General features: G+C 67.8%; 14 protein-coding genes and 1 tRNA gene. 11 read left to right on the top strand and 4 right to left on the bottom strand.

Annotated elements, in window-relative coordinates:
- Positions 1–21: 21 nt before the first annotated feature.
- Positions 22–1,296 (top strand): YihY family inner membrane protein, encoded by a 1,275-nt coding sequence (locus SOM39_RS17395; protein ID WP_068849407.1) that lies wholly within the window; start codon positions 22–24, stop codon positions 1,294–1,296.
- Positions 1,293–1,850: a TlpA family protein disulfide reductase gene (locus SOM39_RS17390; RefSeq protein WP_068849409.1), complete on the top strand. Its 558-nt coding sequence runs from the start codon at positions 1,293–1,295 to the stop codon at positions 1,848–1,850. Before SOM39_RS17395 ends, SOM39_RS17390 begins: the two co-directional genes overlap by 4 nt.
- A gap of 356 nt (positions 1,851–2,206) precedes the next feature.
- Here the strand turns inward: SOM39_RS17390 and ppk2 are convergent, their stop codons facing one another.
- Genes ppk2 through hemA form a run of 4 tightly spaced genes read right to left on the bottom strand, consistent with a single transcriptional unit; the run spans position 2,207 to position 7,102 of the window.
- Positions 2,207–2,998 (bottom strand): polyphosphate kinase 2, encoded by a 792-nt coding sequence (gene ppk2, locus SOM39_RS17385; RefSeq protein WP_320459097.1) that lies wholly within the window; start codon positions 2,996–2,998, stop codon positions 2,207–2,209.
- A 51-nt stretch (positions 2,999–3,049) separates the two neighbouring features.
- Complete coding sequence (locus SOM39_RS17380) at positions 3,050–4,759, bottom strand: tetratricopeptide repeat protein (RefSeq protein WP_320459096.1); 1,710 nt, start codon at positions 4,757–4,759, stop codon at positions 3,050–3,052.
- The gene (prfA, locus tag SOM39_RS17375) at positions 4,756–5,841 is read right to left on the bottom strand and encodes a peptide chain release factor 1 (protein ID WP_217538806.1); all 1,086 of its coding nucleotides are present in this window, start codon (positions 5,839–5,841) and stop codon (positions 4,756–4,758) included. Before prfA ends, SOM39_RS17380 begins: the two co-directional genes overlap by 4 nt.
- Entirely contained in the window at positions 5,819–7,102 is a 1,284-nt protein-coding gene (gene hemA, locus SOM39_RS17370) for a glutamyl-tRNA reductase (RefSeq protein WP_095364647.1), read from the bottom strand. The genes prfA and hemA overlap by 23 nt, the downstream gene beginning before the upstream one ends.
- Before the next feature lie 64 nt (positions 7,103–7,166).
- Here hemA and SOM39_RS17365 point away from each other — a divergent pair, with 64 nt between their 5' ends.
- The 9 genes from SOM39_RS17365 to SOM39_RS17325 form a co-directional block, all read left to right on the top strand.
- Complete coding sequence (locus tag SOM39_RS17365) at positions 7,167–8,852, top strand: tetratricopeptide repeat protein (protein WP_320459095.1); 1,686 nt, start codon at positions 7,167–7,169, stop codon at positions 8,850–8,852.
- Complete coding sequence (gene lolB / locus SOM39_RS17360; protein ID WP_184124878.1) at positions 8,849–9,508, top strand: lipoprotein insertase outer membrane protein LolB; 660 nt, start codon at positions 8,849–8,851, stop codon at positions 9,506–9,508. The genes SOM39_RS17365 and lolB overlap by 4 nt, the downstream gene beginning before the upstream one ends.
- Complete coding sequence (gene ispE / locus SOM39_RS17355) at positions 9,505–10,374, top strand: 4-(cytidine 5'-diphospho)-2-C-methyl-D-erythritol kinase (RefSeq protein WP_320459094.1); 870 nt, start codon at positions 9,505–9,507, stop codon at positions 10,372–10,374. Before lolB ends, ispE begins: the two co-directional genes overlap by 4 nt.
- A gap of 9 nt (positions 10,375–10,383) precedes the next feature.
- Positions 10,384–10,460: transfer RNA gene (locus tag SOM39_RS17350), tRNA-Gln, on the top strand.
- Between the two features lie 134 nt (positions 10,461–10,594).
- Positions 10,595–11,554, top strand: a complete 960-nt coding sequence (locus SOM39_RS17345; RefSeq protein ID WP_038692467.1) for a ribose-phosphate diphosphokinase — start codon at positions 10,595–10,597, stop codon at positions 11,552–11,554.
- A 114-nt stretch (positions 11,555–11,668) separates the two neighbouring features.
- Positions 11,669–12,286 carry a 50S ribosomal protein L25/general stress protein Ctc gene (locus tag SOM39_RS17340; RefSeq protein WP_217538809.1) on the top strand — a complete coding sequence of 206 codons (618 nt, stop codon included), beginning with the start codon at positions 11,669–11,671 and terminating at the stop codon, positions 12,284–12,286.
- A gap of 81 nt (positions 12,287–12,367) precedes the next feature.
- Positions 12,368–12,946 carry an aminoacyl-tRNA hydrolase gene (gene pth / locus SOM39_RS17335; RefSeq protein WP_184124884.1) on the top strand — a complete coding sequence of 193 codons (579 nt, stop codon included), beginning with the start codon at positions 12,368–12,370 and terminating at the stop codon, positions 12,944–12,946.
- A gap of 52 nt (positions 12,947–12,998) precedes the next feature.
- On the top strand, positions 12,999–14,090 hold the full coding sequence (ychF, locus tag SOM39_RS17330; RefSeq protein WP_217538810.1) for a redox-regulated ATPase YchF: 1,092 nt from the start codon (positions 12,999–13,001) through the stop codon (positions 14,088–14,090).
- An 811-nt stretch (positions 14,091–14,901) separates the two neighbouring features.
- Positions 14,902–15,022, top strand: a 121-nt coding sequence (locus tag SOM39_RS17325) for a transposase (RefSeq protein ID WP_320457644.1), incomplete at its 3' end; no start/stop codon positions are given.

The following is a 15,022-nucleotide window of genomic DNA, read 5'->3' as shown; positions in this document are numbered from 1 at the left end:
GCTTCAGGTACGCTTGCCACGATGGAACCCCTGGACACCCTCAACCTGTGGATGGAACGCGTGCGCGATCGCGCCCGTACCGCCAGCTTCGGTCGCTTCCTGTGGCGCCGCTTCCTCGACGACCGCCTGTTCCAGGCCGCCGCCTCGCTGGCCTACACCACCGTGTTCGCGCTGGTGCCGCTGGCGATCGTGGTGTTCGGCGTGCTCTCGGCGTTCCCGGTGTTCGACCGCTGGAGCGACACGCTCAGCGACTACGTGTTCTCCAACTTCGTGCCCAACGCCGCGCGGGCGGCCGAAGGCTACCTGCGCCAGTTCTCGGCCAGTGCCGGGCAGCTCACCGCCGCTGGCTTCATCGCGCTGGTGGTGTCGCTGCTGATCACCCTCAACAGCGTCGAGCAGACCTTCAACCAGATCTGGCGGGTCAGTTCGGCGCGGCCCAAGCTCACCCGCTTCCTGGTCTATTGGACCGTGCTGACGCTGGGCGCGATGCTGGCGGCCGCGTCGCTGGCCGTATCGGCCCGCGTGTTCGCGCTGCCGCTGTTCGGCACCAGTGAAGGCCGCCTGCTGGCCAATGCGTCGTTGACCCTGGCGCCGATCCTGATCGAGTTCGTCTGCATCATGCTGGTCTACCGGGTGGTGCCGCACCACACGGTGAAGTGGCGGCATGCCATTCCCGGCGCGATCCTCGCGGCCGTGATGCTGGAGCTGGTGAAGTGGGGCATGGGCGCCTACCTGGGCAGCTTCCAGTCCTACCAGAAGCTTTACGGCACGGTGGCCTTCGTGCCGATCCTGCTGCTGTGGATCTACCTGTGCTGGGTGTCGGTGCTGCTGGGTGCCTCGCTGGCCTCGTCGATCGCCGCGTTCCGCTACCAGCCGGCCGACCTGCGCCTGCCCACCGGCTACGAACTGTATGGCCTGCTGCGCCTGATCGGCCGCTTCCACCAGGCGCGCATGGACGGACGCGGGCTGGACGAAGACGAGATCCTGGGGCTGGAGCCGATGCTGACCGACTCGCTGCTGCAGAGCATGCTCTGCGACCTGGAAGCGATCCGGGTGGTGCGCCGCGACGAACAGGGCCAATGGCTGCTGTCGCGCGACCTGGACAAGCTCACCCTGGCCGACCTCTACGAATCCACGCAGCTGCGCATTCCGGTCAAGGAAGCCTACCTGCCTTACCGCGACGACAGCCTCGGTACCGCCTCGGTGGCGGCGCTGGATGCCCTGCGGCTGCCGTTGCGCGAGCTGCTCAAGCGCCGCGTCAGCGATATCTATTCCCCGTCTGGAGACACCCCATGACCTTCAAGCCCCTGCTGCTGGCCGTCGGCCTGCTCGCCCTGGCCGGCTGCAACAAGCCGGCACCGCAGCCCGAAGCGGCCGCCCCGGCGCCGGCCCCCGCAGCAGAACCGGCCGCCCCGGCCGCCGACCCCGCCACGCCTGACCTGGAGCGCAAAACCGTGGCGCAGCCGCGCCTGGTGCTGCCCGCCCTCGACGGAACCACGTACGACCTGGCCGCACATCGCGGCAAATGGGTGGTGGTGAACTTCTGGGCGACCTGGTGCGCGCCGTGCCGCAAGGAAATGCCGGAGCTGTCGGCACTGCATGCCATGCGCGAGGAGATCGAAGTGGTCGGCCTGGCCTACGAAGACATCGAGCCGGAGGAGATGAAGGCGTTCCTGCAGAAGCTGCCGGTGACCTACCCGATCGTGCTGGTGGATACCTACAACCCGCCGGAAGACTTCGCCGTGCCGCGCGGCCTGCCGCTGACCTACCTGATCGCCCCGGACGGCAAGGTCGCCAAGGAATTCCTGGGCCCGGTCACCGCAGCGGACATCGAAGCGATTGTGCATTGACGATCTGCCCTTGGTTGATTGATCCCGATCCGCGGACGCCACGTAACAATTCGTAGCGCCGGCCGTTGGCCGGACACCGCGCGAAGCGCGGCCCAAGTGTCCGGAGACGGTTGCGCCACGCTCGCGACCAACACGCCGGGGTTTACAGGTTCCGAAGCCGTCTGTCGGGCGTTCATGGCGCCGGAACGAAAAGCGGCCGGCCAACGGCCGGCGCTACAGTCGGCTTCGGATCGTCCAAGCGTCGGACGGATTACCTGAGCCGCGTTTTGCCGGCTGCGGATACGTGGGCCGCGCTGCGCGCGGTGTCCGGCCAACGGCCGGCGCTACGAATTCATACGGGCCCATCAGGATCGGGATCAATCAACCTGGGGGTCATGAGGTGACAGGTTGATCGGCTTCAATGCACCGTATTGTTCCTTGTGCAGTTTTCCCTTGAGCGGCGGCAGGTCCGGGATGGGATCGTCCACCCCGGTATCGGGCAGGCGATCCAGCAGGTTGCGGATCAATCCCAGCCGCCCGCGCTTCTGGTCGTTGAAGTCCACCAGCGTCCACGGTGCCTCTTCCCGATGCGTCGCGCGCAACATCGCCTCGCGCGCTTCGGTATACGCGGTGTACTTGCTGCGCGATTTGAGGTCCACCGGTGACAGCTTCCAGCCCTTGAGCGGGTCGAGGTGGCGCTCGGCAAAGCGTTTCTCCTGCTGCACCTGATCGACCGTGAGCCAGTACTTGAACAGCAGGATGCCATCGTCCACCAGCAGCTTCTCGAACACCGGCGCCTGCGCCAGGAACGCGTGGTACTCGGCCTCGGTGCAATAGCCCATCACGTGCTCGACCCCGGCCCGGTTGTACCAGCTGCGGTCCATCAGCACGATCTCGCCGGCAGCGGGCAGGTGCGACACATAGCGCTGGAAGTACCACTGGGTACTTTCGCGGTCGGTCGGCTTGGGCAGCGCCACCACCCTGCACTGGCGGGGGTTTAGGTGCTCGGCGATGGCCTGGATGGCGCCGCCCTTGCCGGCGGTATCGCGGCCCTCGAACAGCACCAGCACGCGCTGCCCGGTGTGCTGGGCCCAACGCGCCATCGCCGTGAGTTCGAGCTGCATCGGTTCAAGCAGTGCCTGGTACGCCTTGCGCTTGAGCTTGCCCATCGGTGCGGGATTCCGGCTGACGAAGAAGCCCGAGCCTAGCGCAATGGGTAGTCAGCCCGCGTGTGCATCCTGCCAGCCATGCAAACGCCCCATCGCCTGCACCTCGGCACTGAAGTCGCGGGCGAACCCGGCCATGTCGAACAGGCCGGTGTCCGAACGCCGCTGGGCCAGGGTGGCGCGCAGCGCTGCCAGTGCCTGCGGGTCGTTGCCCAGCGCGATGGCGGTCTCCACGAAGACGCGGTCGTCGGCAGCGTTCATCGCCGGCAGCTGCAGGTGATGGTTGAGCGAGCCGGCCACGCGCGAAGCGAACGTCGCGCCCGGGCAGGTCAGCACCGGGCAGCCGGCCCACAGTGCATCGGATGCGGTGGTGTGCGCGTTGTACGGGTGCGTGTCCAGGAACAGGTCCGCCTGCTGGTAGCGCGCCAGGTAGGTCGGGTGCGGCAGCTTGGGCATGAACACCAGCCGCGCCGGATCCAGCCCCGCCTCGCGCGCCGCCGCGCGCAGCCGCGCATCGGCATTGCCCGGCCCGGACAGCAGCCACAACACGCTGCCCGGTACGCCCTGCAGCACCGCGAACGCGCGGCGCATGCTGCGCGGGTTGAGCTTGTAACTGTTGTTGAAGCAGCAGAACACCACGCCCTGCGCTGGCAGGCCACAGGCCTCGCGGCCTGGCGCGGGCTCGAGCACGCGGGTGTTGTCCGAGGGCTGGAACGCGCGGGGCAGGCGCCGGACCTGTTCGCTGAAGGCCGGCGTCAGCGCGGCAGGCAGCACGTAGTCATCGGCCAGCACGTAGTCGATCCATGCCGCGCCCGACGTGCCCGGATACGCCAGCCAGTTCACCTGCACCGGGGCCGGGCGCATCGCCAGTACCGCCGGCGCGCCACCGCCGCCCCAGCCACGCAGATCGAACAGCACATCGATGCCGGTCGCGCGGATCCGCGCGGCGATCGCCGCGTGCGGCAGGCTCGACACGTCATGCAGTGCAGTGGCAGCGGCCTGCAGGCGCGCGCGGATCGCGCTGCCATCATCGGCGTTGAGGGCAAACAGATGCAGCTCCAGCGCGCCGAGCGCACGCAGCTGCTCGAACAGCGCCACGGTAAGCAGCCCGGTGGGGTGCGCGCCGAAGCCATTGGAAAGGAAACCCACGCGCAGCTGGCCCTCGCGGCGGACCTGCGCAGGCGGCAGCGCACGCACTCCCTCGGCAATGCCCGCAGCGCGCTGCCGCGCACACGCCCGCTGCTCGGCGGCGCTGGCGTCTTCGCTGAGGAAGGCGAACGGCTCCACCACCGCCGCGCCTTGCGCCACGGCCTGGCGCACCTGCTGGGACAGCGGTTCGAGTTCGCGCCAGTCGCACAGCCGGCGTTGCCAGTTGAGCAGCTGGGCGGTGATGTAAGGCTCGCCGGGCAGCAGCCGATGCGCCTGGCGGTAGGCATCGGCAGCGGCTTCGGGCTGGCCGGCGTCTTCCAGCGCGTGGCCCAGCCACAGTGCGATGCCGGGGTGCTCGGGGACCAGGTTGGCGGCCTGGCGCAGCAGCGTGGCTGCTTCGCCATGGCGGCCCTGCATCCAGCGCGTGCGGCCCAGTCGGGCCAGCGCTTCGGGGTGGCCGGGGCGCAGTTGCAACGCGCGTGCAGCGGCGTGATCGCCGGCAGCGGTGTCACCGGCCTCGAGCTCGGCGTCGGCCAGCATCACCCAGGCGATGAAGTCCTGCGGCTGGCGCTGTACCGCGCTGCGCAGCTGCTCGCGCTGCGGGTCCATGCTCACGCGCCGGCGGACAGCTGGGCCAGTTCATCGGCCTGGTGTTCGTGGATCAGCCGCTCCACCAGCGTGTCCAGCTCACCGGCGATGATGTTGGGCAGGTCGTACAGGGTCAGCCCTTCCACGCGGTGGTCGGTGATCCGGCCCTGCGGGAAGCTGTAGGTGCGGATGCGCTGGCTGCGGTCGCCGCTGCCGACCTGCAGCCGGCGGCTTTCGGCGGTGGCGGCCGCCTGCTTGCTGCGCTCGGCATCGAGCAGCTGCGCCTTCAGGCGCTTCATCGCCTTGTCGCGGTTGGCGTGCTGGCTGCGCTCGGTCTGGCATTCCACCACCACGCCGCTGGGCACGTGGGTGATGCGGATGGCCGATTCGGTCTTGTTGACGTGCTGGCCACCGGCGCCGGACGAGCGGAACGTATCCACCCGCAGGTCGGCCGGGTTGATGACGATCTCATCGACCTCGTCGGCTTCGGGAATGATCGCCACCGTGGCCGCCGAGGTATGGATGCGGCCCTGCGACTCGGTGGCCGGCACGCGCTGCACGCGGTGCGTGCCGGATTCGAACTTGAGCTTGGAATAGGCGCCGCGGCCGACCACGCGCGCCACGATCTCCTTGTAGCCGCCATGCTCGCCGGGGCTGTCCGATTCGATCTCCACCTTCCAGCCCTGGCGCTCGGCATAGCGCGCGTACATGCGGAACAGGTCGCCGGCGAAAATCGCCGCCTCGTCGCCGCCGGTGCCGGCGCGCACTTCCAGGAACAGGTTGCCATCGTCGCGCGGATCGCGCGGCACCAGCAGCAGCGCCAGGTCATGGTCCAGCTGCTGCAGGCGATCCTGCGCGGCGGTGATTTCCTCCTCGGCCAGCTCGCGCAGGTCCGGGTCGGCACGCATCGCTTCGGCGGCGGCCAGGTCGGCCAACGCCCGGGCTTCGTCGTCCAGCGCGGTGGCGATCGGCTGCAGCTGGGCGAATTCACGTGAAAAATTGCGGAAGCGCTCGTTGTCGCCGACCACATCCGGGTCGGCCAGCAGGCGTTCAAGTTCTTCGCGGCGTTCGGCCAGCGCTTCCAGCTTACGGCGCAGGGTCGGCGTCATCGTTGCTCACGGCAGGGTGTTGGTAGCCCGGCTTGGCCGGGAACAGGCGCTCGGCGGCGCGGGTCAATTCAGTATCGCCGCTGAGCGCGGCCGCACGCAGCGCGGCGGTCGGCGGGTGCAGCAGGCGGTTGGTCAGCCCATGCGCGAGCAGCTCCAGCACCTCCTCCGGCGATTTGCCGTGGGCCAGCTGCTGGCGCGCCTTGTCCAGCATTTCCACCCGGGTGGCTTCGCCGTACGCGCGCAGCTGGCGCAGCGGCGCCTGGTGCGCGTTGGCCTGCAGGGTCTCGACGAACCGCGATACCTGCAGCTCGATGATGGCTTCGGCTTCAGCGGCCGCCTCGCGCCGGCTGCGGCGGTTGTCCTCCACCGCGCGCTCCAGGTCGTCGACCGTGTACAGGAAGGCGTCCTGCAGCTCGCCCACCCCGGTTTCGATATCGCGCGGTACCGCCAGGTCGAACAGCAGCATCGGCTTGTGCTTTCGGGAGCGCAGCGCGGCGGCGATCTGCGCCTTGGTGATCACCGGCTCGCGCGCGGCGGTGGCCGAAAACACCACGTCGGCTTCGCCCAGGTGGCGTTCCAGCTCGGTCAGCGGCAGCGCCACGCCGCCGTGGCGGGTGGCCAGCTCCTGTGCGTGCGCCAGGGTGCGGTTGGCGATCAGCAGCCGGCGGACTCGGCCTTCGCTGAGGTGGCGGGCGGCCAGTTCGATGGTTTCGCCGGCGCCGACCAGCAGTACGGTGGAGTCTTCCAGCCGCGCGAAGGAGTTCTGCGCCAGGCGCACTGCGGTGGAGGCCACCGAGATCGGGTTGGCGCCTACGCGGGTATCGGTGCGCGCGCGCTTGGCCACCGAGAAGGTCTGCTGGAACAAGCGATCCAGGCGCTGGCCGAGCAGGCCATGGTCGCGCGCGGTCGCCCAGGCGTCCTTCACCTGGCCCAGGATCTGGGGCTCACCCAGCACCATCGAGTCCAGCCCGGTGGCGACCCGGAACAGGTGGCGCACCGCATCGGCATCGGCATGCTGGTACAGGTAACCGTGCAGCTGCCCGGCGTGCGACTCCAGCCACTGCGCCAGCGCCTCGCCCGATTCGGCCACGGCATACAGCTCCGTGCGGTTGCAGGTGGACAGCAGCACCGCCTCGGCCACCTGCGGGGTATCGCGCAGCGACGCCAATGCCTGGGGCAGGGCGTCGCCGCCAAAGGACGCGCGTTCGCGCAGTTCCACTGGCGCGGTCTGGTGATTCAGTCCGAGCACCCACAGGGTCATTGTTCAGTTGCTTGCGATAAGCTGCTGGCCATTCAAGTCGTCATTTTAAGGCCAGAAGCCCCCGATGCCCGCATTGATTCGCATCTCCAGCGTTCTGCTGCTGTCCCTGTTCACCGCCACCGCCCTGGCGGCGGCCCCGGCTGCACCGGCCGGCAAGGCCGGAACGGCCGAACCGGCGTCTCTGACCCCGGTCATGGCCGGTGAGTTCGCGCTGCAGGCCGGCAAGCTGCCCGAGGCCGCGCGCTGGTACCTGGAGGCCGCCGAGGCGGGCCGTGACGACGCCGGCCTGGCCGAGCGCGCCACCCGGATCGCCATGCTCGCCGACGATGACAAGCGCGCCAGCCGCGCGTTGTCCCTGTGGGAGAAGCGTGCGCCCCGTTCGTTGTCCATGCGCAGCGCTGCGGCCGCGCTGGACCTGCGCAAGGGCGATGTGAAGGGCGCGCGGACCGAGCTGGCCAGCCTGCTGTGTGACCCGGACCCGCGCGGCTGGAAGTTCGCGCTGGCCGCGCTGGTCGGTGGGGGCCGCGACCCGGCCGCCGCCGCCGATGTGCTGGGCCGGCTGGTCGACGACAACGCCATCCCCAACCAGCTCGAGCCCTGGCAGGAATTCGGCCGGCTGGCCATGCGCATGGACCGGCCCGAGCTGGCCCGGCGCATGGTCGATGAAGTGGTGCGCCGCTTCCCCGGTGAGCCGCGCGTGGCGCTGCTCAATGCCAGCCTGATGTTCCAGGCCGGGAAGACCGACGACGCTCTGGCGGCGCTGCGTTCGGTGGAGCCGCGCACCGCCGAAGACCCGGAGCTGCGCAATGCCGTGGCCATCGCCTACGACGCCATGGGCGATGCGACATCGGCCGAGCGCGTGCTCGCGGTCGGTCCGCAGAACGTGCAGACCTGGGGCATGCGCGCCTCGCTGCTGGCCAAGCAGAAGGACGATGTGGCGCTGCTGGCGCTGTATACCGATCTCTCGAAGCAGGCGACCAAGCCGGATCCGGCGCAGCGCCTGCTGCTGGGCAAGATCGCCGAATACCTCAAACGCCATGCCGAAGCGGTGGACTGGTACCTCAGCGTGCCGGGCGGCGAAGAACGCGCCGAAGCGCGCCTGCGTGCGGCCAGCGCACAGTACGAACTGGGCCAGACCGACAAGGCCTTCGCCGGGGTGCACGCGATCCAGTCCGACGCCATGATCGACGATGAAGCGCGGCGCGATGCCTACCTGCTCGAAGCCGAGCTGCGCCAGCGGGGCGATGACCTGCCGGGTGAGCTGGACGCGCTGGCCCGGGCCCTGGCCGCCTACCCGGACGAGAACGCGCTGCTGTATGCCCGCGCGCTGGCCTGGGAGCGCCGCGATGACGTGCCGCGCGCCGAAGCGGACCTGCGCAAGATCCTGGTGACCGAGCCGGAGAACGTGGCCGCGCTCAATGCGCTGGGCTACACCCTTGCCGACCGCACCACGCGTTACCAGGAAGCATTGGAGCTGATCGACCGTGCCCGCGTGGCCGAGCCGGACAACGCCGCCATCGTCGACAGCTACGGCTGGGTGCTCTATCGCCTGGGCCGCAACGAAGAAGCGCTGGTCCAGCTGCGCCGCGCCTGGACGCTGGCCAAGGACCCGGAAATCGCCGCGCATGTGGGTGAGGTGCTGTGGGTGCTCGGCCGCAAGGACGAGGCCCGCCGTTTCTTCGATGAAGCACGCAAGCTCGACCCGGAAAACCGTGCGCTGCAGCGCGTGATCGAGAAATACGGCGTATGAACCTGATTCCCGTGAAGGCCGCCCTGGCGGCGGTCCTGGCCGTGTCGTTGTCGGCCTGCGTGTCATTGGACACGCGCAAGGCCCCGGCCGCCCCCGATGTGGTGACCACCGTGAGCACCGAAGCGCAGCAGGCCGAGGCCGCGCGCGTGGACGCACTGCGCGCACAGCCGGCGTGGTCGTTCCAGGGCCGGGTCGCGGTCAGCAAGGGGCGCAACGGCGGCAGTGGTCGCATCGATTGGCAGCAGCAGGCGCGGCAGTACGTGGTGTCGCTGAGCGCGCCGGTCACCCGGCAGAGCTGGACCCTGAGCGGCGACAGCGAAAGCCGCAGCGGGCGCCTGGACGGCGTGGACGGTGGTCCCCGCCAGGGCGAGGATGCGCAGCAGGTGCTGCTGGAGGCCACCGGCTGGGATATCCCGGTCAACCAGTTGCCGGACTGGGTGCGCGGCCTGGTCGCCGAAGGGGCCGGCGCCGGGCAGATCGATCGGGACGCCGACGGCCGGCCGCGCCGCGTCCGCCAGATGGACTGGGAGATCCAGTTCCTGGACTGGTATCCGGCCGAAGGCGACCGCCCGGTGCTGCCGCGGCGGATCGAGGCGGTCAATGGCGACGCCAAGGTGCGCCTGCTGGTCGACGGCTGGGTGCTCGGCAGCCCATGAGCGCGCTGGACCTGAACGCCGGTGGGCCGTGGTTTCCGGCCCCGGCCAAGCTCAACCTGTTCCTGCACATCACCGGCCGCCGCGCCGACGGCTACCACGAACTGCAGAGCGTGTTCCGGCTGCTGGACTGGGGCGACCGGGTCCAGTTGCAGGTGCGTGAAGACGGCCAGGTGCGTCGTGTGGGGCCGTCCGCGCCCGGCGTGGCCGAGGCCGATGATCTCGCCGTGCGTGCTGCGTTCCTCCTGAAAAATCATGCGAGCGTCGCGAAAGGTGTCGATATCGCCGTCGAAAAGCACATTCCGGCGGGTGGCGGTTTTGGCGGGGGTTCTTCCGATGCGGCGACCGTCCTGGTGGCGTTGAACGCGCTATGGAAAACGGGTCTGGACGAAGACGCGCTGGCCGGCCTGGGCCTGCAGCTGGGCGCGGACGTGCCGGTCTTCGTGCGCGGCCGCAATGCCTGGGCCGAAGGCGTGGGGGAACAACTGACCCCGCTGGCGCTGCCGCCGGCCTGGTATGTGATCGCCGACCCCGGCGTTCACGTGCCCACGGCTGCACTTTTCGCCAGTCCCGATTTGACGCGCGACGCCCCAGTAGCGAAAATAGCGGACTTCGCTTCCGGGTCTTTGCTCGGGAATGCGTTCGAGCCGGTACTGCGCCGTCGCGAACCTGCCGTCGAGGCAGTGCTTATCGCGTTGGACAGGATTGGCCGGGCACGACTCACCGGGTCGGGAAGCGGTTGTTTCGTCGAGTTCGCCACGCGCGCTGCTGCAGAGCAGGGCCTGGCGCGTTTGCCGAAGGAACTGCGGGCATGGGTGGCTGCGGGCGTGGAGCGCTCGCCACTGCTTGATGTACTCGAGCGTTATTGATTTTGATGCAGGGGCGTCGCCAAGAGGCCCAAGGCACCAGGTTTTGATCCTGGCATTCGGAGGTTCGAATCCTCCCGCCCCTGCCACTTGCGGACGCCAACCGCGTTCCATGCGCATGCTGCGCGGACACGGTTGAACGGCCGCGGTGTTGTCACCGCAGACGTCCTCGGGCGCCGGCGGCCGAGTTCTCCGCCAATCGCTCCCGCCCGAGACCGTCATGATGCAAGATCACCCGAACCTGCTGGTATTTTCCGGCAACGCCAACAAGCGCCTTGCGCAGAGCATCTGCAAGGAACTGGGGGTGCGACCGGGCAAGGCGCTGGTGTCGCGCTTCTCCGATGGCGAAGTGCAGGTCGAAATCGAAGAGAACGTCCGCAAGCAGGACGTCTTCGTGATCCAGCCGACCTGTGCGCCCAGCGCCGAGAACCTGATGGAACTGCTGGTCCTGATCGATGCGCTCAAGCGCGCTTCGGTCAACAGTGTCACCGCCGTGGTGCCGTACTTCGGCTACTCGCGCCAGGATCGCCGCATGCGCTCCTCGCGCGTGCCGATCACCGCCAAGGTCGCCGCCAAGATGTTCAGCGCCGTTGGCGCCGACCGCGTCCTGACGGTGGACCTGCATGCCGACCAGATCCAGGGGTTCTTCGACATGCCGGTGGACAACGTGTATGCCTCGCCGCTGCTGCTCGCCGATATCTGGCGCGCCTACGGCACTGAAAACCTGATCGTGGTGTCCCCGGACGTGGGTGGCGTGGTGCGTGCGCGTGCCGTCGCCAAGCGCCTGGACGATGCCGACCTGGCGATCATCGACAAGCGCCGTCCGCGCGCCAACGTCTCCACCGTGATGAACATCATCGGTGACGTCGAAGGCAAGACCTGCGTGATGGTCGATGACATCGTCGATACCGCCGGCACCCTGTGTGCGGCCGCCGCGGCGCTGAAGGCGCGTGGCGCCCTCAAGGTGGCCGCGTACTGCACCCACGCCGTGCTCTCCGGCCCGGCGGTGGACAACATCAACAACTCCCAGCTTGACGAGCTGGTGGTGACCGATACCATCCCGCTGCGTGAAGAAGCGCGCGTGTGCAGCAAGATCCGCCAGCTCAGCGTGGCGGAAATGCTGGCCGAAACGATGCGCCGCATCGCCTTCGGCGAGTCGGTCAGCTCGCTGTACGTGGATTGATTCGTTTTTTTCCTGGCCGCCGGCAACGGCAGCCAGGGCCCCGGGGACGTCTGGTCGCGGACGTGCCCTTCATCGCCAAGCCATTCCGGCAAGGCAACAACTGGTAGAAGCAAAATGTCGAAGACCCATGAAATCAAGGTCACCAAGCGTGAACTGCAGCGTAAGGGTGCGAGCCGCCGCCTGCGTCACGCCGGTGTGATCCCGGCCATCGTGTACGGTGGCAACGCCGAACCGGTCGCCATCAGCCTGGACCACAACGCCACCTGGCTGGCCCAGCAGAACGAGTGGTTCTACTCGTCGATCCTGAGCCTGAACCTGGACGGCCAGATCACCAAGGTCCTGCTGCGTGACATGCAGCGCCACCCGCACAAGCAGCTGATCATGCACCTGGATTTCCTGCGCGTGGATGAGAACCAGGCCCTGACCGCTTCGGTGCCGCTGCACTTCCTCAACGAAGACACCTCGCCGGCCGGCAAGGCTGCCGACGTCGTGGTCACCCACGAACTGAAGGAAGTCACCATCAGCTGCCTGCCGAAGGACCTGCCGGAGTCGATCGACGTCGACCTGGGCGAGCTGAAGGCTGGCGATGTGGTGTACCTGTCCAACATCAAGCTGCCGAAGGGCGTTGAGATCGTTGCCCTGGCCCAGGGCAAGGACCACGACGACGCCATCGTCACTGCCAAGCACGGCAAGGGCGAAGCCGCTGACGAAGAAGTGGCTGCTGCAGAGTAAGTGATTGCGGCGCCTGTCCCCCCGGGGCAGGCGCCGTTTCTGCATGTACCGGCACGACGCCGGTAGCGATGAAGAAGAGCGATGACAGGATTGCGATTGATCGTTGGCCTGGGTAACCCCGGACCCGAGCACGCCCAGACCCGGCACAATGCCGGGTTTCGTTTCATTGACGCCCTGGTCGCACAGGCCGGCGCGCGCTGGAGCGTGGACAGCAAGCTGTTCGGCGAGACCGCCAAGGTCGATATCGCCGGCCAACCGGTGTGGCTGCTCAAGCCCGCCACTTTCATGAATCTCAGTGGCAAGTCGGTCACCGCCGCCCAGCGCTTCTGGAAGATCGAGCCCGAGGAAACCCTGCTGGCGCACGACGAACTGGACCTGCCGCCCGGCGTGGCCCGGCTCAAGTTCGATGGCGGCCACGGTGGCCAGAACGGCCTGCGTGACACCATCCGCCTGCTCGGCCATGGCAGGTTCCACCGCCTGCGCATCGGCATCGGTCATCCCGGTCACAAGGACCGCGTGGTGCCATGGGTGCTCGGCCGTGCCAGCAAGGACGATGACGTGCTGATCGGGCATGCCATCGACGACGCCATCGACGTACTGCCGCTGGCCGTGCGTGGCGATTACAGTGAGGCGATGAAGCGCCTGCACACCCCGAAATAACCACGGCGTACCGACCGACGGTCGGTGCCTACCACCCCAGAGGTTGTCAAAGATGGGTATCAAATGCGGCATCGTCGGCCTGCCCAACGTCGGCAAATCGACTCTGTTCAACGCGCTGACCAAGGCGGGCATCGCCGCGGCCAACTTCCCGTTCTGCACCATCGAGCCGAACGTCGGCATCGTGCCCGTGCCGGATCCGCGCCTGAACGAACTGGCGGCGATCATCAACCCGCAGAAGGTCATCCCGACCGCCGTGGAGTTCGTCGACATCGCCGGCCTGGTCGCCGGTGCCGCCAGCGGTGAAGGCCTGGGCAACAAGTTCCTGGCCCACATCCGCGAAGTGGATGCGATCACCCACGTGGTGCGCTGCTTCGAGCACGGCGACATCATCCACGTGGCAGGCAAGGTGGATCCGATCTCGGACATCGAGACGATCGACATCGAGCTGGCCCTGGCTGACCTGGACAGCGTGGAAAAGGCGCTGAACCGCGCCGAGCGCGCGGCCAAGGGTGGCGACAAGGATGCCGCGGCACGCAAGCCGGTGCTGGCCAAGCTCCAGGCTGCGCTGGCCGACGGCAAGGCGGGTCGTTCGGTGGGCCTGGACGAGGAAGAGAAGGCGCTGGTGCGCGACCTGTTCCTGCTGACGCTGAAGCCGGTGATGTACATCTGCAACGTGCTGGAAGACGGCTTCGAGAACAATCCGCACCTGGAAGCCGTGCGCGCCCACGCTGCGGCCGAGGGCGCGATGGTGGTGCCGGTCTCGGCGGCCATCGAAGAAGAGCTCTCGCAGCTGGACGACGAAGACCGCGACACGTTCCTGGCCGACCTCGGCCTGAGCGAGCCGGGCCTCAACCGCGTGATCAACGCGGCGTACAAGCTGCTCGGCCTGCAGACCTACTTCACCGCCGGCGTGAAGGAGGTCCGCGCCTGGACCGTGCGCAAGGGCGCCACCGCCCCGCAGGCGGCCGCCGTGATCCACACCGACTTCGAGAAGGGCTTCATCCGCGCCGAAACGATCGCGTATGACGACTTCATCAAGTACAAGGGCGAAGCCGGCGCCAAGGAAGCCGGTCGCCTGCGCCTGGAAGGCAAGGAATACCGCGTCCAGGAAGGCGACATCCTGCACTTCCGCTTCAACGTCTGATTCAACACGACGCTGATGTCCGCAACGCCCCGCCTTGAGCGGGGCGTTTGCGTTTGGGCGTGGACAATAATTAGCCACGCCCCGAAAGCGCTGCGCGACAGGCTTCAGCGCACTTGTCCACAGCAAACTCCCATGGCTTTCCACGATGCGTGTGGAAAACCCGTCGTTCGCCTGGACAAATAATCACCACGCACTCAAGACCGTTGCAGCGCGGTGCTCATGCAGGGTTGTCCACAGCTAACTCCCACCGCTCTCCACGACCCCTGTGGAGAACCCGCAAGCCACTACCGTAGAGCCGGGCTCTGCCCGGCTGCTTCACGCATCTGGGCCAACAGCCTTGCTCTGCGAGCGAACCTGGCTTGGGCCGTCGGGTGCGGGTTTGCGGGACACGCCGTGAACCCATCCATGGGGGCTCGTAGAAAACATCCATGTTTTCTACGGTCCCGCAAACCCACCCCCGCCGGCCCCCGACAGTTGGTCGGTGGCCAAGGAAGGAGCGGAATTACCGTTGTTCGGCATGCTCCGGCATCGCCGGTAGGGTTGGTTCCCAAACAACCGCCGTGAACGTAGCTACGTCCGGTGGCGCATGAATTGGATCGGAATGATTGACGGCCAACGGCCGTCCCCCGCGTTTCCCATGGCAACGACATACCGTCAAAGGCGGGTCGGGGCGGGTTTCCGGGGGTGTAGAAAACATGGATGTTTTCTACAAGCCCCCATGGATGGGTTGAGGTGGTCTAATCCGGCTGGACACTCGATAGGATCAATCCAAGCATCGAGGTGACCCGTGGCAAGACAGATAACTCAAGGTATGAGAGACGAGGCCGTGCGCTTGGTCGTGGTGGAGGGGCAGACGGTAAGAGAGGTCTGCCAGCTGATGGAGGTCGGCCCAACCGCGCTGAGGCGCTGGATAGATCAATGGCAGCGGAAGC

The sequence above is a fragment of the Stenotrophomonas sp. CFBP8994 genome, from assembly GCF_034044835.1.
Lineage (GTDB): Bacteria > Pseudomonadota > Gammaproteobacteria > Xanthomonadales > Xanthomonadaceae > Stenotrophomonas > Stenotrophomonas rhizophila_A.
Note: the sequence above shows the minus strand (reverse complement) of the source record. Positions and strands in the feature narration are given on the sequence as shown.